18 protein-coding genes and 1 tRNA gene are annotated in these 21,818 nt (G+C 65.2%); 14 read left to right on the forward strand and 5 right to left on the reverse strand.

The annotated features are described in order from the left end of the window. The first annotated feature begins 424 nt into the window (after positions 1–424). The 3 genes from gltB to pyk all read left to right on the forward strand — a co-directional run bounded on the left by gltB (position 425) and on the right by pyk (position 8,063). Positions 425–5,029 carry a glutamate synthase large subunit gene (gene gltB, locus Q2T94_RS19510; protein ID WP_302266233.1) on the forward strand — a complete coding sequence of 1,535 codons (4,605 nt, stop codon included), beginning with the start codon at positions 425–427 and terminating at the stop codon, positions 5,027–5,029. After that, complete coding sequence (locus Q2T94_RS19515; RefSeq protein WP_264269180.1) at positions 5,022–6,479, forward strand: glutamate synthase subunit beta; 1,458 nt, start codon at positions 5,022–5,024, stop codon at positions 6,477–6,479. Before gltB ends, Q2T94_RS19515 begins: the two co-directional genes overlap by 8 nt. Before the next feature lie 66 nt (positions 6,480–6,545). Continuing rightward, positions 6,546–8,063, forward strand: a complete 1,518-nt coding sequence (gene pyk, locus Q2T94_RS19520; RefSeq protein WP_264269179.1) for a pyruvate kinase — start codon at positions 6,546–6,548, stop codon at positions 8,061–8,063. An 85-nt stretch (positions 8,064–8,148) separates the two neighbouring features. On the opposite strand, the gene Q2T94_RS19525 is transcribed toward pyk, so the two are convergent. Together Q2T94_RS19525 and Q2T94_RS19530 are read right to left on the reverse strand one after the other, a co-directional pair. After that, entirely contained in the window at positions 8,149–8,556 is a 408-nt protein-coding gene (locus tag Q2T94_RS19525) for a RidA family protein (RefSeq protein ID WP_302266234.1), read from the reverse strand. A 375-nt stretch (positions 8,557–8,931) separates the two neighbouring features. Beyond that, a tRNA-Leu gene (locus tag Q2T94_RS19530) sits at positions 8,932–9,012 on the reverse strand. Between the two features lie 157 nt (positions 9,013–9,169). Here Q2T94_RS19530 and Q2T94_RS19535 point away from each other — a divergent pair. The 4 genes from Q2T94_RS19535 to Q2T94_RS19550 all read left to right on the forward strand — a co-directional run bounded on the left by Q2T94_RS19535 (position 9,170) and on the right by Q2T94_RS19550 (position 11,157). Continuing rightward, positions 9,170–9,790: an ANTAR domain-containing response regulator gene (locus Q2T94_RS19535; protein ID WP_264269177.1), complete on the forward strand. Its 621-nt coding sequence runs from the start codon at positions 9,170–9,172 to the stop codon at positions 9,788–9,790. A gap of 180 nt (positions 9,791–9,970) precedes the next feature. Beyond that, positions 9,971–10,279, forward strand: coding sequence for a hypothetical protein (locus Q2T94_RS20625; RefSeq protein WP_310287915.1), 309 nt, complete (start codon positions 9,971–9,973; stop codon positions 10,277–10,279). A 193-nt stretch (positions 10,280–10,472) separates the two neighbouring features. Then, on the forward strand, positions 10,473–10,679 hold the full coding sequence (locus Q2T94_RS19545) for an aldose epimerase family protein (protein ID WP_302266236.1): 207 nt from the start codon (positions 10,473–10,475) through the stop codon (positions 10,677–10,679). Positions 10,680–10,728: 49 nt separating this feature from the next. Further along, the gene (locus tag Q2T94_RS19550) at positions 10,729–11,157 is read left to right on the forward strand and encodes a VOC family protein (protein ID WP_264269174.1); all 429 of its coding nucleotides are present in this window, start codon (positions 10,729–10,731) and stop codon (positions 11,155–11,157) included. A gap of 18 nt (positions 11,158–11,175) precedes the next feature. Here Q2T94_RS19550 and Q2T94_RS19555 read toward each other — a convergent pair whose 3' ends face one another. After that, entirely contained in the window at positions 11,176–11,796 is a 621-nt protein-coding gene (locus tag Q2T94_RS19555; protein ID WP_302266237.1) for an L-threonylcarbamoyladenylate synthase, read from the reverse strand. A 347-nt stretch (positions 11,797–12,143) separates the two neighbouring features. Here Q2T94_RS19555 and Q2T94_RS19560 point away from each other — a divergent pair, with 347 nt between their 5' ends. The 3 genes from Q2T94_RS19560 to Q2T94_RS19570 all read left to right on the forward strand — a co-directional run bounded on the left by Q2T94_RS19560 (position 12,144) and on the right by Q2T94_RS19570 (position 14,299). Further along, positions 12,144–13,349, forward strand: coding sequence for an inorganic phosphate transporter (locus Q2T94_RS19560; protein WP_302266238.1), 1,206 nt, complete (start codon positions 12,144–12,146; stop codon positions 13,347–13,349). Then, positions 13,349–13,588, forward strand: coding sequence for a hypothetical protein (locus tag Q2T94_RS19565; RefSeq protein WP_264269171.1), 240 nt, complete (start codon positions 13,349–13,351; stop codon positions 13,586–13,588). Before Q2T94_RS19560 ends, Q2T94_RS19565 begins: the two co-directional genes overlap by 1 nt. A gap of 147 nt (positions 13,589–13,735) precedes the next feature. After that, complete coding sequence (locus Q2T94_RS19570; protein WP_264269170.1) at positions 13,736–14,299, forward strand: dihydrofolate reductase family protein; 564 nt, start codon at positions 13,736–13,738, stop codon at positions 14,297–14,299. On the opposite strand, the gene Q2T94_RS19575 is transcribed toward Q2T94_RS19570, so the two are convergent. After that, a complete protein-coding gene (locus Q2T94_RS19575) occupies positions 14,296–14,865 on the reverse strand; it encodes a P-loop NTPase family protein (protein WP_302266240.1) in 570 nt (189 codons plus the stop codon). The genes Q2T94_RS19570 and Q2T94_RS19575 overlap by 4 nt on opposite strands. Next, entirely contained in the window at positions 14,858–15,376 is a 519-nt protein-coding gene (locus Q2T94_RS19580; protein WP_264269168.1) for a hotdog fold thioesterase, read from the reverse strand. The genes Q2T94_RS19575 and Q2T94_RS19580 overlap by 8 nt, the downstream gene beginning before the upstream one ends. A gap of 85 nt (positions 15,377–15,461) precedes the next feature. Between Q2T94_RS19580 and polA the strand changes: the two genes are divergently transcribed. Genes polA through Q2T94_RS19600 form a run of 4 tightly spaced genes read left to right on the forward strand, consistent with a single transcriptional unit; the run spans position 15,462 to position 21,670 of the window. After that, positions 15,462–18,092, forward strand: coding sequence for a DNA polymerase I (gene polA, locus Q2T94_RS19585; protein ID WP_302266468.1), 2,631 nt, complete (start codon positions 15,462–15,464; stop codon positions 18,090–18,092). Beyond that, positions 18,092–19,396: a GNAT family N-acetyltransferase gene (locus Q2T94_RS19590; protein WP_302266241.1), complete on the forward strand. Its 1,305-nt coding sequence runs from the start codon at positions 18,092–18,094 to the stop codon at positions 19,394–19,396. Before polA ends, Q2T94_RS19590 begins: the two co-directional genes overlap by 1 nt. A 53-nt stretch (positions 19,397–19,449) precedes the next feature. After that, complete coding sequence (locus Q2T94_RS19595) at positions 19,450–20,745, forward strand: GNAT family N-acetyltransferase (RefSeq protein WP_302266243.1); 1,296 nt, start codon at positions 19,450–19,452, stop codon at positions 20,743–20,745. Between the two features lie 4 nt (positions 20,746–20,749). Then, positions 20,750–21,670: a polysaccharide deacetylase family protein gene (locus tag Q2T94_RS19600; RefSeq protein ID WP_302266244.1), complete on the forward strand. Its 921-nt coding sequence runs from the start codon at positions 20,750–20,752 to the stop codon at positions 21,668–21,670. Positions 21,671–21,818 lie beyond the last annotated feature (148 nt).

The raw sequence follows: 21,818 nt of genomic DNA on the forward strand, positions 1-21,818 counted from the left end.
GCAGTGGAGACGAGGAAGATGAAGGGATTCATATCGCATTGAGACGAAACTTTGCGGAAACTTTATTAATCCAAGTCAGCAACGGTTTGGTAGCAGGTACGAAAACTGTTGGAAACATAAGTGGGTGCAAATCCGAAACATGCCGGTGCTACTCTTTTTTCACCGTGGCAGCAGTGACGGGCGCGGAATACCCAGACTCCGCCACCCATGCTGTCGGCGACCACAATGATGTGGAAGCACCCAGTTCGCGCTCCACCCACCAGGGGAGCGCGCGGATGACGTCCACGTATCGCAGGTGTCACCCCCCACCCCACCGCACGGCCCCCGATTCGGGGTGCCGATTAGCGAGCCCCCTAGCCTTTCCTCGGCCAGCGTCGCCCGAAGATCCAGAACCTCTGCCCACACACCGAGAAAGGGACCACTCATGAGCATGACCGGAGTCCAACTTAATGCCTCACCGCATCCAGGCGAGGAGGTTTTCTCGCCCTACACCCGGTTTGCCGATGTACCGGAAGCCCAAGGGCTCTATGACCCGGCAAACGAAAAAGACGCGTGTGGTCTGGCGGTCATCGCCACGCTGACGCAGGAGGCCACCCACGAGATCGTGGAGCAGGCCCTCGAGGCGCTGCGCCGCCTCGAACACCGCGGCGCCGTGGGTGCCGATGCAGGCACCGGCGACGGTGCAGGCATCCTCACGCAGATCCCCGACGCATTCTTCCGCGCCGTCACCGGCATCGACCTGCCCGCGCCCGGCCGCTACGCCGCCGGCACCGCGTTCCTCCCCCAGGAACCGGCACAGCGCGCCGCCGCAGTCACCGCCCTCGAAGAGCTTGCCGCCGAGGAAGGCCTGTCCGTGCTCGGCTGGCGCGACGTCCCGGTGAACACCGAGGCCATCGGCGCCACCGCCCTGGGCTGCATGCCGCATTTCTCCCAGCTCTTCCTGGGTGCCGCCCAGGAGCAGGACAAGGACCTTGACGCCCGGGTCTTCCGCATCCGCAAGCGCGCACAAAACAAGTTCGGCGTGTATTTCCCGTCGCTCTCCTCGGCCACCATGGTCTACAAGGGCATGCTCTCCACCGAGCAGCTCACCGAGTTCTACCCGGACCTGGGCGATACCCGCTTCGCCTCGCGTCTCGGGATCGTCCACTCGCGCTTTTCCACCAATACCTTCCCCTCCTGGCCGCTGGCCCAGCCCTTCCGCACCATCGCCCACAACGGCGAGATCAACACGGTGAAGGGCAACCGCAACTGGATGCGAGCCCGCCAGTCGCAGCTCGCCTCGTCCCTGCTGGGCGAGGTCCCCGAGGAACTCTTCCCCATTTGCAGCCCCGGCGCCTCCGACTCCGCATCCTTCGACGAGGTCGCCGAACTGCTCATGCTCTCCGGGCGCCCCGTCGCCCAGGCCATCATGATGATGATCCCGGAGGCGTGGGAAAACCACGCAGCCATGGATGCCGACCGCCGCGCCTTCTACGAGTACAACTCGATGCTCATGGAGCCCTGGGACGGGCCCGCAGCCGTGTCCTTCACCGACGGCAAGCAGGTCGGAGCAGTGCTTGACCGCAACGGCTTGCGTCCGGCACGCTACTGGGTCACCACCGACGGACTGGTGGTGTTGGCCAGCGAGGTCGGCGTCATCGACCTTGATCCGGCGCTCATCGCCGCCAAGGGCCGAGTCGCCCCGGGCAAGATGTTCCTGGTGGACACCGAAGCCGGGCGCATCATCACGGATGACGAAATCAAGTCGCAGGTTGCTGCCTCGGCGCCGTGGGCCCAGTGGGTCAACGAAAACAAGATCAGCCTGACCGACCTGCCGGACCTGGAGCACGTCAAGCACAACTCCGCCTCCGTGCAGATCCGCCAGCGCACCTTCGGCTACACCACCGAGGAGCTGCGGATCCTGTTGGCCCCCATGGCCTCCGCCGGCGCCGAGCCGCTGGGCGCCATGGGCTCCGACACCCCCGTCGCGGTTCTCTCGGACCGCTCCCGGCTGCTCTTCGACTACTTCACCCAGTCCTTCGCCCAGGTCACCAATCCGCCGCTGGACTCGATCCGCGAGGAGCTTGTCACCTCGCTGGGCACCAGCATTGGCCCGGACGGAAACCTGCTGGCCACCGGCAAGATCGATGCCCAGCAGGTGTCCCTTGACTACCCGGTGATCACCAACGACGACCTGGCCAAGATCGCGAACATCCGCGATGCCAACGGCGGCAAGGTCGCGTTGCGCGTCCGCGGTCTCTACCGTCCCGAGGGCGGCGAGTCCGAGCTGCGCTCCCGCCTGCAGGAAATCTGCGAAAAGGTCTCCGCCGCCATCAACCGCGGCGTGAAGTTCATTGTCCTTTCGGACAGGGACTCCAATGCCCAGTGGGCGCCGATCCCGTCGCTGCTGCTCACCTCCGCGGTGCACCACCACCTGCTCAAGAGCGCCAACCGCACCAAGACCTCCCTGGTCATCGAGGCCGGCGACGTACGCGAGGTGCACCACATTGCCGTGCTCGTGGGCTACGGCGCCTCCGCCATCAACCCCTACCTGGCCCTGGAATCGGTCGAGGAAATGGCCCTGCAGGGCGAACTCGGCACCGTGACCCCGGCCAAGGCGCAGACCAACCTGATCAAGGCGCTGGGCAAGGGCCTGCTGAAGATCATGAGCAAGATGGGCATCTCCACCGTCGCCTCCTACTGCGGTGCCCAGACCTTCGAGGCGCTGGGTCTGTCCCAGCGCGTGGTCGACCAGTACTTCACCGGCACCTCCTCACAGCTCGGAGGCGTGGGCCTTGACGTCATCGCCACCGAAACCGCGATGCGCCATGCCGGTGCCTACCCCAGCGATCTGAACCCCGAGCCGCACCGCGTGCTGGAAACCGGCGGCGAATACCAGTGGCGCCGCGAGGGCCCGCCGCACCTCTTCAACCCCGAAACGGTCTTTAGGCTGCAGCATGCAACCCGCGAACGCCGCTACGACATCTTCAAGAAGTACACCCAGGGCGTCGACGACCAGGCCAAGGGCCTGATGACGCTGCGCGGGCTGCTGGACTTCAAGCTGGACGATCGCACGCCCATCGACATCGATGCCGTGGAGCCCGTCTCCGAGATCGTCAAGCGTTTCGCGACCGGTGCGATGAGCTACGGCTCGATTTCCGCCGAGGCGCACGAGACCTTGGCCATTGCGATGAACCGCCTGGGCGGAAAGTCCAACACCGGCGAGGGCGGCGAGGACGTGGATCGGCTGCTGGACCCCGAGCGCCGCAGCGCTGTCAAGCAGATCGCCTCCGGCCGCTTCGGCGTGACCAGCATGTACCTCACGCATGCCGATGACCTGCAGATCAAGATGGCGCAGGGTGCCAAGCCCGGCGAGGGCGGCCAGCTCATGGCGCAGAAGGTCTACCCCTGGGTGGCCCGCACGCGTCACTCGACCCCGGGCGTCGGGCTGATTTCCCCGCCGCCGCACCACGACATCTATTCGATCGAGGACCTGGCCCAGCTGATCCACGACGCGAAGTGCTCCAACCCGGGTGCCCGCGTCCACGTGAAGCTGGTCTCCGAGGTCGGCATCGGCACCGTCGCGGCCGGCGTCACCAAGGCCAAGGCCGACGTGGTGCTGGTTTCCGGCCACGACGGCGGCACCGGTGCCTCCCCGCTGAACTCGCTGAAGCATGCGGGCGTGCCCTGGGAGCTCGGCCTGGCCGAGACCCAGCAGACGCTGATGCTCAACGGGTTGCGCGAACGTGTGACCGTCCAGGTCGACGGCCAGCTGAAAACCGGCCGGGACGTCGTCATCGCCGCCCTGCTGGGAGCAGAGGAATTCGGCTTTGCCACCGCACCGCTGGTGGTTGCCGGCTGCATCATGATGCGCGTCTGCCACCTGGACACCTGCCCGGTGGGCGTTGCCACGCAGAACCCGGAACTGCGCCAGCGCTTCACCGGCCAGGCCGACCACGTGGTGAACTTCTTCGAGTTCCTCGCCCAGGAAGTCCGCGAGCTGCTGGCGGAACTCGGTTTCGCGAGCCTCGAGGAAGCCATCGGCCAGGCCGAGCTGCTGGACACCCGCGCCGCCGTGGGCCACTGGAAGACCCAGGGCCTGCACCTGGAGCGGATCTTCGACACCGCCGGTTCCAAGGAAGGTGCGCCGCGCAGGCGCACCGGGTCCCAGGACCACGGCCTGGACAAGCACTTCGACAACCAGCTCATCGCCGCGGCCGCCCCTGCCCTGGAGCGCCGCGAGCACGTTGTTCTTGACCTCCCAATCAAGAACACCGACCGCTCGGTGGGCACCATGCTGGGCCACCACGTCACCCGCACCTTCGGGATCGACGAGCTGGCACCGGGCACCATCAAGGTGACGCTGCGCGGGCATGCCGGCCAGTCGCTGGGCGCCTTCCTGCCCGCCGGCGTGGAACTGCACCTGGTCGGCGACTCCAACGACTACGTCGGCAAGGGCCTTTCCGGCGGACGGATCACCGTCCAGGCGGATGCGCGCAGCGCATTCAACCCCGCGGAGCAAGTCATTGCCGGAAACGTCATCGGCTACGGCGCCACCAGCGGCGAGCTGTTCATCGGCGGCATGGTGGGCGAACGCTTCTGCGTGCGCAACTCCGGCGCCACCGCGGTGGTCGAGGGCATCGGCGACCACGGCTGCGAGTACATGACCGGTGGAACCGCGCTGATCCTTGGCGCCACCGGGCGCAACTTCGCCGCCGGCATGTCCGGCGGCGTGGCCTACGTCCTGGACCTGGACGTGGCGGCGCTGAACCCGCTCGCCGTAGCCAACGACGACCTGCTCCTGTCCGGTCCGGACGAAGCCGATCTGGCGTTGATCAAGGACCTGCTGACGCAGCAGGTGGAGTACACCGGTTCGGCGCTGGCAGCCAGCCTGCTGGCCGACTGGCCGGTGGCCGCCGCCCGCATCACCAAGGTGCTGCCGCGCGATTACGCAGCCGTCTCACAGGCACGCAACGATGCCGCCAATGAAGGATTCGACCCGGATTCAGCAACTGTCTGGAACCGGATTCTGGAGGTGACCCGTGGCTAATCCACGTGGATTCTTAGAGGTACGCGAACGGACAACCCCGCCCAAGCGCCCCGTGTCCGTGCGCATCATGGACTACAAGGAAGTCACCGAGCGGCAAAACGCCACGGTGCTTACCGCGCAGGCCGGACGGTGCATGGATTGCGGCATCGCGTTCTGCCACAACGGCTGCCCGCTGGGCAACCTCATCCCGGAATGGAACTCCCTGGTCCACCAGGGCCGGATGGACGATGCGGCCGAGCGCCTGCACGCCACCAACAACTTCCCGGAATTCACCGGTCGGCTGTGCCCGGCACCCTGCGAGTCCTCCTGCGTGCTGGGAATCAACCAGCCGGCCGTAACAATCAAGCAGGTCGAGGTCGAAATCGCCGACACCCTGATTGCCTCGGGCGGACTGGACCCGGTCCTTGCCGTGCGCCACACCGACATGCGCATTGCCGTGGTCGGTTCCGGCCCCGCCGGCCTGGCAGCTGCCCAACAGCTGACCCGCGCCGGGCACACCGTCGCGGTGTACGAGCGTGATACGAAGATCGGGGGACTGCTGCGCTACGGCATCCCCGACTTCAAGATGGGCAAGGACGTCCTGGAGACCCGCCTGGCCCAGATGGAGGCCGAGGGAACGGTGTTCCGCACCGGGGTTTCCGTGGGCACGGACATTGAGTTCGAGCAGCTGAACCGGCTCTACGACGCGGTCATCGTGGCCACCGGTGCAACCGTTCCGCGGGACCTTCCGGTTCCGGGACGCGAGCTTTCGGGGGTCCACTTCGCCATGGACTACCTCGTGGATTCCAACGAGGTGGTTGCGGGCGAACGCGATACCCTGCGCATCGACGCCAAGGGCAAGCACGTGGTCATCCTCGGCGGCGGCGACACCGGGGCGGACTGCCTGGGCACCGCCATACGCCAGGGCGCCGCTTCCGTGACCACCCTTGCCATCGGGGCCCAGCCCTCGACCGAGCGCCCGGGGCACCAGCCCTGGCCCATGTCTCCGACCCTGTTCGAGGTCCAGTCGGCGCACGAGGAAGGCGGTGAGCGGTCATACTTGGCCGCCACGGTCAACTTCACGGGAGAGCACGGAAGCGTGATGGGTGTTACAGTGGCAGAGACCGAATTTATTGACGGTCAGCGCCTTCCGAAGCCGGGCACGGAGCGGGTCATACCCGCCGACCTCGTCTTCCTGGCACTCGGGTTCACCGGACCCGAGACTGCCGGTCTCATGGAACAGGCCAACACCGAGTTTGATGACCGGGGCAGCGTCGCCCGCGATGGTTACTACATGACCAACACCCCCGGGGTGTTCGTGGCTGGCGACGCCGGACGCGGACAATCCCTGATTGTGTGGGCCATTGCCGAGGGACGATCCTGTGCCGCGGCGGTGGACAAATACCTGATGGGCGAAACCCGCCTTCCAGCCCCCGTTGCACCAACGGATCGGGCTATCAGCATGTTGTGAGACGGATGCACCTCTTATGCGGTGTTTTCCCGACCTGAGGAATGGAAAGGCAGATAGGCTAACCGTATGAGACGCGCAAAGATTGTGGCCACTTGGGGCCCGGCGATCGGCACCTACGACAAGACATTGGCAGTGCTCAAGGCGGGTGTTGACGTCGCACGCTTGAACATGAGCCACGGCGACCACTCGATGCATGCCGAGAACCTCGGCAACGTGCGGGCAGCGGCTGAGGAGCTCGGCCGGCCGGTCGGCATCTTTGCCGACCTCCAGGGCCCCAAGATCCGGCTGGGCCGATTCGTGGGCGACGCCAAGCACATGCTGCACGTGGGGGACACCTTCACCATCGTGATCGCCGACGTGCTGGGCGACGGAACCTTCTGCTCCACGACGTTCAAGGGCCTGCCCGAGGACGTCAACGTCGGCGACATCCTCCTGATCAACGACGGCAAGGTCGCCCTGCGCGCCACCGCCGTCGATGACGAGAAGGTCGTCACCGAGGTCGTCGTGGGAGGGGAGGTGTCAAACAACAAGGGCATCAACCTCCCCGGGGTCGCTGTCAACGTTCCCGCCTTGAGCGAGAAGGACGAGGACGACCTGCGCTGGGCCATCCGGGCCGGCGTCGACATGGTCGCCCTGTCCTTCGTGCGCAACGCCTCGGACATCCAGCGCGTGCACGAGATCATGGACGAGGAAGGCCGTCGCCTTCCGGTGATCGCGAAGGTCGAGAAGCCGCAGGCTGTCGACGCGATCGAGGAAATCATCGACGCCTTCGATGCGATCATGGTTGCCCGTGGCGACCTGGGTGTGGAGCTTCCCCTCGAGGAGGTCCCGCTGGTGCAGAAGCGAGCCATTGAACTGGCCCGCCGCTGGGCCAAGCCGGTCATCGTTGCCACCCAGGTGCTCGAATCCATGATCGAGTCCCCGACGCCCACCCGCGCCGAGGCCTCCGACTGCGCCAACGCCGTCCTCGACGGCGCCGATGCGGTCATGCTTTCGGGGGAGACCAGCGTGGGCGAATACCCCATCGAAACCGTCGAGACCATGGCGCGGATCATTTCCTCCACGGAAACGCACGGTCTGGACCGCATCCCGCGCCTGGGCTCAAAGCCCAAGACGCGCGGCGGTGCGATCACCCGCGCCGCCGTGGAGATCGCCGACCAGCTGGATGCCAAGTACATCGTGGCGTTCACCCAGTCCGGCGACTCGGCCCGACGCCTGTCCCGGTTGCGCCCCAAGCGCCCGGTGCTGGCGTTTACGCCGCTGCCACAGACCTACAACATCATGACCCTGATGTGGGGCATCCAGCCGCGTCTGGTCGAGTACGCGGACCACACCGACAAGATGACCGCACAGGTCGACCGCGCACTGCTGGCCGAAGGGCTTGCCGAGATCAACGACATTGTCTGCATCGCGGCCGGTTCCCCTCCAGGCCAGGCGGGCTCCACCAACTCGCTGCGCATCCACAAGGTCGGCGACCTCGCAGATGCAGGCCAGCTCGGTGACGGCAAGCCGATGCCGGCACGCGAGAAGGTCGGGCCGTGGGACTCCGAGAACGTAGCGGGCCCCGAAGCCATCTCCATCTAGTCCTGGCAAGCCAAGGCCGGATTTTCATCGCGGTTCCCGTTGGGGGATCGAGGTGGGAGTCCGGCCTTCGTGCTTTGCGCCCGTATCAGTCCAGCACGGCGGCGACCGCCTCGATTTCCACGAGCTGGTGGTCGTATCCGAGGACGGTGGTGCCCATCAGGGTGCTGGGAACGTCGTGGTTTCCAAATGCGGCACGAACGACCTCCCAAGCCGCCACGAGGTCCTTTTGCGTTGATGAGGCAACCAGCACGCGCGTGGAGATGACATCGGGCAGGCCTGCTCCGGCCGCTTCCAAGGCGATTTTCAAGTTCTCGATGCATTTGGCCGCCTGGGCCGCGTAGTCCCCGATTCCGGCGGTGCTTCCATCCTGATTGAGCGGGCAAGAACCTGCCAGGAAAATCAGTCGTGCATTGGCCGGCGCCGTCGAGGCGTAGGCATATTGCGCAACATTGCTGAGCTGCTGGGAGCGAATCAAGGTGACTGCGCTGGGCATCGCGGTCCTATCTGTGTGTGGGGGCGAATTGGGCGTGAACGATTCAAGCCTAACCATTGGGTGTTTCGCCGTGACAGCCTGATCCTCGATGCGTCGTTTGGCCTCGAGCGCTCCTGGCCGCGGCAGGTTTCGATCTGCGGTCGCAGGACACGTCTCCAGCAGGCTCCACATGCGTCCCGAGGAGCACCGCCGTGACGGACACCTTGGGCGACGTGTTCACGCATGGCTCCGGAGCCATGCGGCGAAAGGGGAAAATGCTTTTGGGATTGCATTTTTCCTGAACTCCCGGCAGGAACGGGGGCGTTGGGGGTGCCGGGCCCGGACAAAAGAAAAAGACCCCGATCCCTTATGAAATAAGGGATCGGGGTCGTTTTGTGCCCGAGGTGGGACTCGAACCCACACACCTTTCGATACTGCATTTTGAGTGCAGCGCGTCTACCATTCCGCCACTCGGGCGGGCACAATTCGAAGCAGCGAGAATAAGCGTAACCGATAATTGCTTTGCGCTGAAATCCTCGCGTCCTTGCGGTTATCCACTGTACATGCAGATAGGCTTAACGACGAAACCGAGTACTGATGATGCCCCCGGTCACGCCGGGATTGAAGGAGCACGATGAGCGACCTGCCCGAAGTTACCCGAATTGCGGCCGAGCCCAACACCGGCGCGCCCCGCCGCGTCATCGTAGCCGAGGACGAGACCCTGATCCGCTTGGACATTGTCGAGATCCTGCGCGGAGAGGGATATGAGGTGGTTGCCGAGGCTGACAACGGCGAAAAGGCCATCGAGCTGGCTCGGGAGCACAAGCCGGACCTGGTGCTGATGGACGTCAAGATGCCGGTCATGGATGGCATCACCGCTGCCGAGACCATCGTCAAGGAACGCATTGCCCCGGTGGTGCTGTTGACCGCCTTCAGCCAAAAGGAGCTGGTGGAACGTGCCCGCGAGGCAGGTGCCATGGCCTACGTCGTCAAGCCGTTCACCCCGGCCGACCTGGTCCCCGCCATCGAGATCGCGATTTCCCGCCACGAGGAAATACGCGCCCTTGAAAAGGAAGTCGGAGACCTCACCGAGCAGTTCGCGACCCGCAAGCTGGTCGAACGCGCCAAGAGCCTGCTGACGACCAAGATGGGTCTGACCGAGCCGGAGGCATTCCGCTGGATCCAGAAAACCTCGATGGATCGCCGCCTGTCCATGCGTGAAGTAGCAGAGACCGTCATCGACCAGGTCAAGTAGCCGTACCCAAGAGACGCACCATACGGGGCCGCGGGAACCACTTGATGGTTCCCGCGGCCCCGTCTTCGTTCCACCCCCCCTGGACGCCGAAATCAGGTTGCATCGATCGGCCGCACCCCAGAGGCAATGGCAGCAAGCTGTCACGATGAAAGGGCGACCGTGCCAAACCCGGATTCGCCGATGGGTGAACGATTCGAACTCTCCGGCGCCATTGACGGCAACAGCCAGCGGGCCGCGGTGAACCAGGTTGGTGCGTCGCTGCGCAGGCTGGTCGTCAACGGGGTTGAACTCGTCCAGGGCTATCCGCAGGAAATCGCGGCCCCTCGGCTGCCGGCATTGCGCTGGTTCCTTGGCCCCACCGGGTGGCCGGGGGTGCATGGTCCTACCGGGTCCATGATGAGCAGCTTGCGATCGCGGAGCCAGCCCGCGGCAACGCCATTCATGGCCTATTGCGGCATCGCAGCTATCGTCAGATCGAACGCACCATAGGCAGCGTGCTGCTGGCGGCGGATATTTCGCCTGCGCCGGGGTACCCCTTCGAACTGGCCACGTCGGTGCACTAAGAGTTGCTGGCAACCGGACTCCAGGTCACCCACACCCGTGGACCGGGCTGCGCTTCGAAGCCGACGGAAGCAGCAAGCACGGCCTGCAGTCACCCGACGGGAGCCGGGTGGAACTGCACATGGACGCGAATTTCAAGTTCATCCAGGTGTTCACCGCCCCGGCGTTCCCGGGTACCGGGGGACCGGTGCGTGCCGTCGCCCTGGGGCCGATGACCGCGCCGGCAAATGCCTTCAACAACGGGATGGGCCTGCGCTGGCTGGCTCCGGGCGAGACCTGGGAAGCCTCGTGGGGGATTGTGCACAGGTCCCCGCAGTCCTTCCGATGAATAATGGACTCGAGAACAGTTAAACCGCGTGGAAGGAAACCGAAACCTGATGAAAACCCAAGGTGTAGTCCTGAGCCTAGCCGTGACGGATGCCGGGCGTTCGCTGGCCTTTTACCGCGACGTTGTGGGTATTGAGGGCGCGAAGCCGGCCATGGGCATGGTTTGCCTGGAAATGCCGGGGATGACGATCTTTTTGGCCGAGACCGAGGCGTTCACGAAGTACTCGCGTGAAGCCATGCGCACGCCGTTGCTTCCCGTTCCTGCCACCGACGCCTTCCTTAGCTGTGCCATCAGCACCGTGGCAGAGGTCGACGACATCCTTGCCGCCGTTGCCGGATCGGCCGGGAAGGCATTCGCTCCCCATGAGATTAAGCACGTCAATGGCCGGATGCAGTATGTTGGCACCTTTGCCGATCCCGACGGCCACCTCTGGCAGTTGGTTTGCAATCTCACCGATGTGCACGGGAATGCCGTCTAGCGACGCCCGGACTCCTCGTTATTCGAAGCGAGAGGGATCGCCCAGTCCCACGCGGGCAATGACGGCCTCGCCGCTGGAGTAGTCGACCACGGTGGTCGGCTCGATGCCGCATTCCCCCGAATCAATGACGCCTTCGACCACATGGTCCAGCGCTTCCTTGATTTCCCATCCCTGCGTCATCGGATCCTCATCGCCCGGAAGCAACAGCGTGCTGGAGAGAATTGGCTCGCCGAGTTCCTCCAGCAAGGCGCGCACCACCGGATTATCGGGGATGCGCACGCCAATCGTTTTTTTCTTGGCATGCATGAGGCGCCGCGGCACCTCCTTGGTCGCCGGGAGGATGAATGTGTAGCTGCCCGGGGTGACCGCCTTGATGTTGCGGAACACCTGGTTGTTTACCTCCACGTACTGGCCCAGCTGGGCAAAGTCCTTGCAGACCAGCGTGAAGTGGTGCTTGTCGCCGACCTGGCGAATCATCCGGATCCGGTCCAGCGCCGCGTGGTTGCCGATCTGGGCACCCAATGCATAGCAGGAATCGGTCGGGTAGGCGATCAGCCCGCCATCGCGTATCAGGTCCACGGCCTGCGCAATCGCACGTGGCTGCGGGTTATCGGGGTGTACGTCAAAGAATCTGGCCATTGAACGAGCTTACGGCTCCGCGCCGATTCGCGCACCAAAACACCTGAACCATCTCCATCGCTCTCCTCCATTGCAAGTGTGGGCCCGAAGTCTCCGTGCCTACCTGGCCGGGACGGGCTGTCCGTGAAGTCGCTCACGTTGAAGCGGCGGTGCCCCCGCGCAGTGCCTAACCACGGGCGGCTGAGGTGTGCCGAGCCCCTCCCCGGGAAATTGACTAGATCGGAGCAGGCCATATGATGAATCTGCGACTTAGGTGAACGGAACCCCAACATTGGGTAAACAATGCGGGACTTCGGAGTAGCCAGCGCGACTCGGCCCTCGCCCGCAATCCCACGATTGGTTTATACATGGATCTGACGCTTATCGTCGTCCTGGTCATTGCACTTGCCCTGTTCTTTGATTTCACCAACGGCTTCCACGACACCGCGAATGCGATGGCCACGCCGATCGCAACCGGTGCAATCAAGCCCAAGGCCGCGGTCGCGCTGGCCGCGGTCCTCAACCTTGTTGGTGCTTTCCTTTCAACAGAAGTCGCCAAGACCATCTCCGGTGGCATCATCAAGGAAGGCGGGGAGACCGGCGTGCAAATCATGCCGGCCATGATCTTCGCCGGCCTGATGGGCGCCGTCGTCTGGAACATGGTCACCTGGCTGCTGGGTCTCCCGTCCAGCTCCTCCCACGCACTCTTTGGCGGACTGATCGGTGCAGCGATCGTCGGTGCCGGCTTCGGTGCCATTGACTACAACGTGCTGATGTCCAAGGTTTTGCTCCCGGCACTGGTCGCCCCCGTGATCGCGGGAACCTCGGCGTATCTGTGCACCAAGCTTGCCTACTCGGTGACCAAGCGCCAATCCGGCCTGGCGTCCCCCAAGCGCGGCGGATTCCGCTACGGACAGATCTTCTCCTCCTCGCTCGTGGCATTGGCACACGGCACCAACGACGCCCAGAAGACCATGGGTGTCATCACCCTGACCCTGGTGGCCTCGGGCCTGCAGGATGCGGGCACCGGCCCGCACTTCTGGGTCATCGCGACCTGTGCACTGGCCATCGCTCTGGGCACCTACATGGGCGGCTGGCGCATTATCCGCACCATGGGTTCGGGCCTGACCGACGTCAAGCCAGCCCAGGGGTTTGCCGCCGAGACCTCCACCGCCGCAGCCATCCTGACTTCCTCGCACCTGGGCTTCGCCCTGTCGACGACGCAGGTCGCCTCCGGATCCGTGATCGGTTCCGGGCTGGGCCGCAAGGGAGCGGAAGTCCGTTGGGGAACAGCTGGACGCATCGCGGTGGGCTGGCTCTTCACACTCCCCGCGGCCGGGATCATCGGCGCCGCTGCTGCCGGGCTTGCCCACTTCGGCACCGGCGGACTGGTCATTGTGACCGTTTTGGGAGTTGGCTCCCTGTTGGTGATCTGGGTCCTTTCGCGCCGTGAACTCGTGGGCCACCACAACGCGATCAGCGATGTGGATGTCTCCGGCGCGGCAGTGAACATCCCCACCAAGAAGGAGCGTCGCAAGATGGAGCGCGCCAAGATCAAGCAGGAGGTCAAGTAGTGGCAATTCAGTGGGATGCATTCCTGATCGTCGCGGTCATCACGTGGGCCTCTGCGCTTTTCATCGTCGGCGCCTACTCGTTGGGCGTGCGCATGCTCGCCGTGGGCGAGGACGCCCAACGCTCCGCCATGCCGGCCAGGCTTGCGGCCTACGGCTGCTTTGCGCTGTGCGGCCTGGTCGTCATCTTCGGCATCGTTCTCATCGTGCCCTCGCTCAGCGCAAGGATCCTCGGCGCCTAGGCAAAGCCGCATCGCACTTTCGCCCTCCCGGAACCAATGATCCGAGAGGGCGAAAGCCGTTTAAGCCACCTGACTCGGCTTCCGGACCACGCCGACCCGGTGCGGATTCCTACTGCGGCGGGCCGTGGCGTGGTTAGGATGGGCACCATGACGCAATTTAGGTATTTCGTGGCGGCCTCGACGGATGGCTACATCGCCGATGAAAACGAACGACTCGACTGGCTCATGGACTTTGACGGATTCGCCGGGCAAGCCGAAAGCTACGATGCATTCATGCAGGAGATCGGCGCAATCGCCATGGGGGCGGACACCTATTCCTGGATGCTCAACGAAGTGCGCGACAAGTGGCCCTACCAGGGGCTTCCGGTGTGGGTCTTCGCTCACCGGGAACTGGCTGCGTTCCCGGGCGCGGACCTGACCTTTGTGCGCGGGGACGTGACCGAATGGGCCGGGGACATCGCACGCAGTGCCAACGGGAAGGACGTCTGGGTGGTGGGCGGCGGCTCGCTGGCCGGGCAATTCGTTGACGAGGGGCTCCTCGACGAGATATTGCTCTACTCCATGCCCGTCCTGCTCGGTGGCGGGCGCCCGCTCTTTGCCATGCGTGGCACCGCCAAGCTCGATCCCACGTACACGCGTGAGTATCCGGGCGGGATTCGCGAGACCAGGTTCATGGTGAAAAAAACCCCGGGCCAGGACCGCGAATACTAGGACCGCAACCCACTCGCGCGTGCCTCCAGCTCGGCCAGCCACCGCATGGTCTCCCGGGGACGGGAGAATCGTTTGACGCGTTCGGCGCCCAGCGCGGTTTCCAACTCGCGCATCTGCCGGCGCTTCGGACCGAAGCTCTTGAGGTGCCAAAGCACGATGGAGTCCCGGTCTAGCATCCTTCTCCAGGTCTCAACGTTCCCGTTGCACACCGATTCCCGGTGCTTGATCCGCTTCACTGTTCGCACCAGAAGCCGATACAGCGACAGGGCGCGGGGATAATCGAGGCATACGACGAGGTCGGAGCGGCCGATGATGTCCTGGCGATAAGGCCCGTATGCCGAATCGAAGATCCACTGCGGGGCGTTGGCAGCCTTCAGCGCGAGAGCCTTCTGCTCCGACTGGTCTCGCTGCACCCAGCCCGGCAGCCACCCGAACTCGTCATCCACGTAATGCACCGGCATCCGCAGGATGCGTCCAAGGTCCCGGGCGAGCGTGGTTTTGCCGCTTCCGGTGGCTCCGTGGCAGAGAATGCGTTGCGGAGCCTGGCCCCCCGCTTGATCAGCCATCAAGCAGCATGTTGGTGATGCGGGAGGTGCACAGCCGCCTTCCCGCATCATCGCTGATGATGATTTCATGGGTGGTCAGCGTGCGCCCCAGGTGGATCGGTGTGCAGACCCCGGTCACCAGGCCGGTGACCCCTGCCCTGTGGTGGGTGGCGGAAATATCCACACCGACCGGTTTCTTTTCGCCCTTGCCGTGTACCGCCGCGGCGAAGGAACCAAGGGTCTCGGCCAAGGCCACCGAGGCGCCTCCGTGAAGGATGCCTGCGACCTGCTGGTTGCCTTCCACCGGCATGGTGGCAACCACGCGGTCGCGAGTGATCTCCGTAAAATGGATGCCCAGCTTCTCCACCAGGGTCCCCACGCCGTGGCTGGCAAGCATCGGCCACATCGCCTCGGGTACCCCGTGTTCGAAGAGCTGACGGGCAAAGGGATTGACCGGGTGCGCCCCGTTGGCGGCAAAGGTGCCAGATGTCTCGATGGCCGCTGCGTTGTCTTGAGTGAATTTATTGCCCATGCCAACTAGGCTGGCACCTGTGAGCGAATCAACCAAACTTGTGGCAACCGAACCCCAGCGCCTGCTCGTCATTGACGGGCACTCCATGGCCTTCCGTGCCTTCTACGCCCTGCCGGCCGAAAACTTTTCCACCGACACCGGGCAGCACACCAACGCGGTGCATGGCTTCGTGTCGATGCTGCTGACGATGATCCGCCAGCAGAAGCCCACCCACGTGGCCGTGGCGTTCGACTTGGACACCCCCACATTCCGCTCACTGGAGTACACCGAATACAAGGGCGGGCGCAACAAGACGCCCGAAGAATTCCACGGGCAGATCGACCTGATCCAAAAGGTCATGGAAGCCATGAACATCCCCACCATCACCATGGACGGCTACGAGGCCGATGACATCATCGCCACCCTCGCCGCACAGGGCGAAGCCGCCGGCCTGGACGTGCTGGTGGTCTCCGGTGACCGTGACGCCTTCCAGCTGATCACCGAAAAGACCCTGGTGCTTTACCCCAAGAAGGGGATCTCCGACATCCCGCCGATGGACGGGGACGCCGTCGAGGCGAAGTACTTCGTACGTCCCGAACAGTATTCGGACCTCGCGGCCCTGGTCGGCGAAACCGCCGACAACCTCCCGGGGGTGCCCGGGGTGGGACCGAAGACCGCCGCCAAGTGGATCAATCTTTACGGCGGGCTGCCGGGCATCCTGGAAAACATCGATGCCATCAAGGGCAAGGTCGGCGACTCGCTGCGCGAACACGTGGAAAACGTCACCCGCAACCGCCGCCTGAACCACCTGCTGCGCGACCTCGAGCTGCCGGTTGCCCTCGAGGCCATGATCCTGGATCGACCCAACCGCGAGGCCGTCGAAGAACTTTTTGACGCGCTGCAGTTCAACACCCTGCGCAAGCGCCTCTTCGACCTTTTCGGTGATGATCCGCAGGATGCCGCCGAGGAAGCCGAGATCCCCGCCCACGAGATGCTCGGCGGCGCAGCCGCGCTCGAGGCATGGTTCGCCGCTCACGGCGCGCAGCTGCTGGGCGTGCACGCGGCCACCGTCGGGGGCGTCGGCGGCACCGACGTGGTCGGGCTGGCGTTCGCCTCCAAGGACGCCACCGCCTACGTCTCCCTCGAGGAAATTGACGGGGAAACAGAGCAGGCACTGGCCAAGGTGCTGTCCTCGGTCAGCCACTCCAAGGCCGTGCACGACTTCAAGGGCACCTACAAGATGCTCAAGAACCGCGGCCTTGAGCTGGCGGGAGTCACCGACGACACCATGATCACCGCCTACCTGATCCAGCCCGACCGCCGTAGCCACGACCTGCCGGACATCGCCCAGCAGCACCTGCGCATCTCGCTGGACGATTCCAAGGCACCGGCCAGCGGCCAGCTGGCCTTGGACTTCGAGGGCCCGGATCTTGCCACCCCGGCGGTCCGCGCCGCCCACGCGGTGCGCGAGTTGAGCCAGCACCTGGCCGGCATGCTCGTGGAGCGCGGGGGAGATGCCCTGCTCAAGGAGCTGGAGATGCCGCTGTCGTTGATCCTGGCACGCATGGAAATGTCCGGCATCGCCATCGACACCGCCAAGCTCGACGGGCTCTACGAAGACTTCACCGTGACCATCAACCGGGCCACCGAAGAGGCCTACGGGGCCATCGGCCACGAGGTCAACCTCTCCAGCCCCAAGCAGCTGCAAGTTGTCCTCTTCGAGGAACTCGACCTTCCCAAGACCAAGAAGATCAAGACCGGCTTCACCACCGACGCCGAGTCCCTGCAGGACCTCCTGGTCAAGACCGGGCACCCGTTCCTTGTCGCGTTGATGGCCTACCGCGACGCGACCAAGCTGCGCCAGACCGTCGAGGGCCTGCGCAAGGCCGTTGCTTCCGACGGCCGCATCCACACCACTTACGCACAGACCGTCGCTGCCACCGGGCGCCTGTCATCGCTGAACCCGAACCTGCAGAATATCCCGGTCCGCTCCGAGGAGGGCCGGCGCATCCGCGAGGTCTTCGTGGTGGGCGAGGGCTACGAGACGCTGCTGACTGCCGACTACTCGCAGATCGAAATGCGCATCATGGCGCACCTCTCCGAGGACGAGGGCCTGATCCAGGCCTACCAGGACGGCGAGGACCTGCACCGCTTCGTCGGCTCGCACGTCTTCAACGTCGAACCTGCCGATGTCACCAACGAAATGCGCTCCAAGGTCAAGGCCATGAGCTACGGCTTGGCCTACGGCTTGAGCTCCTTCGGGCTGTCCAAGCAGCTGAAGATCTCCGTCGACGAGGCGCGCACGCTGATGAAGGACTATTTCTCGCGCTTCGGCGCGGTGCGCGACTACCTGCGCGCCGTGGTGGACCAGGCCCGCAAGGACGGCTACACCGAGACCATCTTCGGGCGCCGCCGCTACCTGCCGGAGCTGGCCAGCGACAACCGCCAGCTGCGCGACATCGCCGAGCGCGCGGCGCTGAACGCCCCGATCCAGGGCTCGGCCGCCGACATCATCAAGCGTGCGATGCTCGGCGTCGAGGAAGGCCTGGCCGAAGCCGGCCTGAAATCCCGCATGCTGCTGCAGGTCCATGACGAACTCGTCCTCGAGGTCGCCGCCGGCGAACTGGAAAAAGTCGAAAAGATCGTGCGGGAAAGGATGGGCGCCGCCGCGGAGCTCAAGGTGCCCCTGGATGTGCACGTGGGCATCGGCACGTCCTGGCAGGACGCCGGGCACTGATGCTCACCCGGCAGCTGCGCATCGAGGAGGTCCCGCTGGCCCGCGACGCCCACACCGGCGCCGCGTCCGGCGGGTATGCCGCCTGGCTGAACACGGGCCGGGAGGGGTTCCACCAGCAGCCCGCCACCGCGGACCAGGTGGAACAGATGTTCCAAGCCCACGAGGTCGATGCGCGGGTGCTCACCGGGGTCTACGACGATTCCCTGCCCGCCGATTGGGTGGACCCGCTGGTGCCGGTGGCCACCTACGCCAGTTTCGCCAAGACGCTGAACGTCGGGGCGTCCCTGGTCCCCGCGCACCTGGTCACCATGGTCACGGTGCGTCCCACGCACCGCCGCCGCGGCATCCTGCGTGAACTGATGACCGGGGACCTCGCCCGGGCCAAGGCCGCGGGTTACCCCGTGGCCGCGCTGACCGCGTCCGAGGCGACGATCTACGGCAGGTTCGGCTTCGGCCGGGTCACCGAGCAGCAAACCCTGCACCTGGATGTGCGCGGGGACGTGCGCTTCCACGCAGCGGCCAGCGGATCGGTGCTGCAGGTTCCGCCGCATGTGCTGGGCACGGTTGCCGGGCCCGTCTTCGAGGCGTTCCACGCATCCCGCCGCGGCTCGGTCGGACGCCAGGAAGCCTATCTCCGCCATGCCACTGCACGCTGGGGCCAGGAGGGGCCGGACCCGGATCCGAAGCTGCGTGCCGCCGTGTACCTGGATCCGGCGGGGGAGATCCAGGGATACGTGACGTATGTGTTTGCCGGCTGGGATTCCAAGCCTTTGACGCTGAACGTCCGTGACCTGGTGGCCACCACCGAGGTGGCCCGGCGCGAGATCTTCCGTTTCCTGTCCAGCGTCGATTTGATCGAGCGCATCAGCCATCCATTCGCCGCCGCAGACGACCCGCTGGGCTGGGCGCTGGAGGACCCCTCGCGGGTCAGCTACACCGGACGCGAACACTGCCTGTGGGTGCGGGTGCTGGATGTCCCCGCGGCTTTCGCCGCGCGGGAGTACCGCGGATCCGGGACCTTCACGTTGCGCGTCGCCGACCCGCAGGGCCTGGTTGCCGGGTCCTACGCCTTTGCGATCCGCGACGGGCGGGCGAAGGTCACCGAACTGGACGAGGACGGACCGGCCGACTTCTCCTGCGGTGCAGTTGCCCTGGGCCCGCTGCTGCTCGGCGCCTGCGGGATCGGGGACCTGGTCTCCGCCGGTCTGCTGGAACCCGCCGAACGCGCCCTGCCGGCAGAACCTGCCGCATTGTCCGAACTGCTGGACCTGCCGGGCGTACCCCACGCCATCAACGGTTTCTAGCTCCACGCCAACGCCTGCCCTGCCCCCGACACCAGGAAGCAAACGCCACGATCATGAGTGAAGATGCCGCGATTCGCATTGAAAGATTCGAGCCCGAGCTTGTCGACGGTGCACCGTCCGCTGCGACCGTCGAATTCCTGAAGGCGGTCAGCCGCGGATTCCATGAATCCCAATTGGATGCCGACGAGTTGAAGATCCTGGCGGGGCTGGAAATCGCCGACAACACCACGTTCACCGCCGTCTACGACGACTCTGCGGTGCAGCCCTCGCTGCACGCAGCGGCTCCCGTCGCCACCTACGCTGCCTTTCCCGGAACGCTGAACATCGGCGGGGGAAACCTGATGCCGGTGCACCAGATCACCTCGGTCACCGTCAGTCCCACGCACCGTCGCCGTGGCCTGTTGCGCCGGATGATCACCCTTGACCTGTCCACGGCCCGCGAGCAGGGCGCGGTGTTTGCGGCGCTGACCGCCTCCGAAGCCACCATCTACGGCCGCTTCGGCTTCGGCCGCGCCACCCAGCGTGCCCGCTACACGCTCAAGACCCGGCAGGGCGCGTCGCTGCGCGTCGAGCCTGAAGGCAGCGTCGTTGCCGTTGCCCCGGAGGAGCTGAAGAAGTACGCCCCTGCCATCTTTGCCGCGGCACACGCCCACACCCTTGGTTCCATCAGCGCCACCCAGTTCGACGTGGGCCAGGCCGCTGGCCAGTGGGAGGACTACGACTCGCTCAAGCCGGTCAAGAACCTGCGCGCAGCCCTGCACCTGGACGCGGAAGGCAAGCCCGACGGATTCATGAGCTACCAGTTTTCCGGGTGGAAGGTCGACCCGCCCACCATGGAAATCGGCCAGATGTGCACCGCATCGGGTGCCGCCCGCCGTGAGCTGGTTGCCTACCTCGGCGCCCACGACCTGGTGGAAAAGATCGCCGGGCGCGGACCCGTCGATGACGTGTTGCCGACAGCGCTGGAAAACGCGCGTGCCTACAAGGCCACCGCGCTCGGGGACCACCTGTGGCTGCGGATCCTGGACCTGGAGACCGCGCTGGAGGCGCGCACCTACGCCGGCGACGGGCACATCCGGCTGCGCGTGCACGATTCCCTGGGCATGGCCGATGGAACCTGGGAACTGCGCGTCGAGGAATTGACGGCCGACGTGCGCCGGCTCCCGGACGACGGTGAACCGGATGTGAGCGTGGATGTCCGCGACCTTGCCTCGCTTTACCTCGGCGGGTTCAGCGCTGCGCACCTGGCCCAGGCCGGTGTGCTCAAGATCCATGTTCCCGGTGCCGTCCGGACCCTCGATTCCCTGTTCGCCACCTCCACGATTCCCTACTGCCAGGCGGATTTCTAGATATATGACCAACCTGGCTTCCAACGACCCCCAAGTGGGTCGCCGCACCATGCTCGCCGCCCTTGTCGGGATGGGCACTTCCATGCTGGCCTCATGCGCCGTTGACCCGGAGTCCCTGCCCGGAACCGGCCCCGCGCCTACTGCTTCCCCCTCCGCTTCGGCGCCCGGACCGGCCCCGACCCCGGCGCCGAGCGCTCCCATGGCCGTGCCCAGCCGGAGAGCGATGGTTTCCGCCTTTGCGGGGAAACCGGCGGGCTCGTTCGGGCTGGAGGCCCAGGGCATCCAACTTGATCTTCCCGCTGCGGCGCGCGGCGCTGCCCTCACCTTCGACGCTTGCGGGGGACTCCATGGCGAAGGCTACGACGCCAGGCTGATCAAGGAGCTGCGTGCGCATCGCACTCCCGCCACGCTTTTCGTCAATCGCCGGTGGGCCGCAGCCAACATATCGCTGATGCGCGAACTCGCTGCGGACCCACTCTTTGAGATAGCCAACCACGGCACCTCGCACGCGCCTCTGGGCAGCAGGGGCCAGGCCGCATACGGAATCCGCGGTACCGCCTCCATCGCCGAAGCATACGACGAGGTCATGGGCAATCAGCACTATCTGGCCGACACCTTCGGGATCCAGGCCAGGTTCTTCCGTTCCGGCACCGCCCACATGGACGTCTTGGGTGCCGCCATGTGCAGGGAACTGAGCCTTGTCCCGATGAACTTCACCGTCAATCTGGATGCCGGCGCAACGTTCCCCGCTTCCGGCGTCGCGGCGCAAACTGCCTTGTTGGGAGCCCGTGACGTGGGGATCGGCCATTTCAACCGCCCGTCCTCCGGTACTGCGGCGGGCGTTGCCAAGGCCCTTCCGCGCCTACTGGATTCCCTGGAATCCAGTAAATTGCGCCTCATGAAGCTTTCCGAGGCCTTCGCCTGACACGGGACCGGGACGACTTGACAAGAACGTCGGTTCCCGTTTTGACCCTGCGGGTCCGGGGGAATAGACTGAGGGGGCGTGTTTCGGCTACTGCCGTGCCCGCACCCATTCTAAATTCGGAATATGCCGGGACTTCCGGCTGACCGAC

The organism is Paeniglutamicibacter sulfureus (assembly GCF_030512175.1).
Lineage (GTDB): Bacteria > Actinomycetota > Actinomycetes > Actinomycetales > Micrococcaceae > Paeniglutamicibacter > Paeniglutamicibacter sulfureus.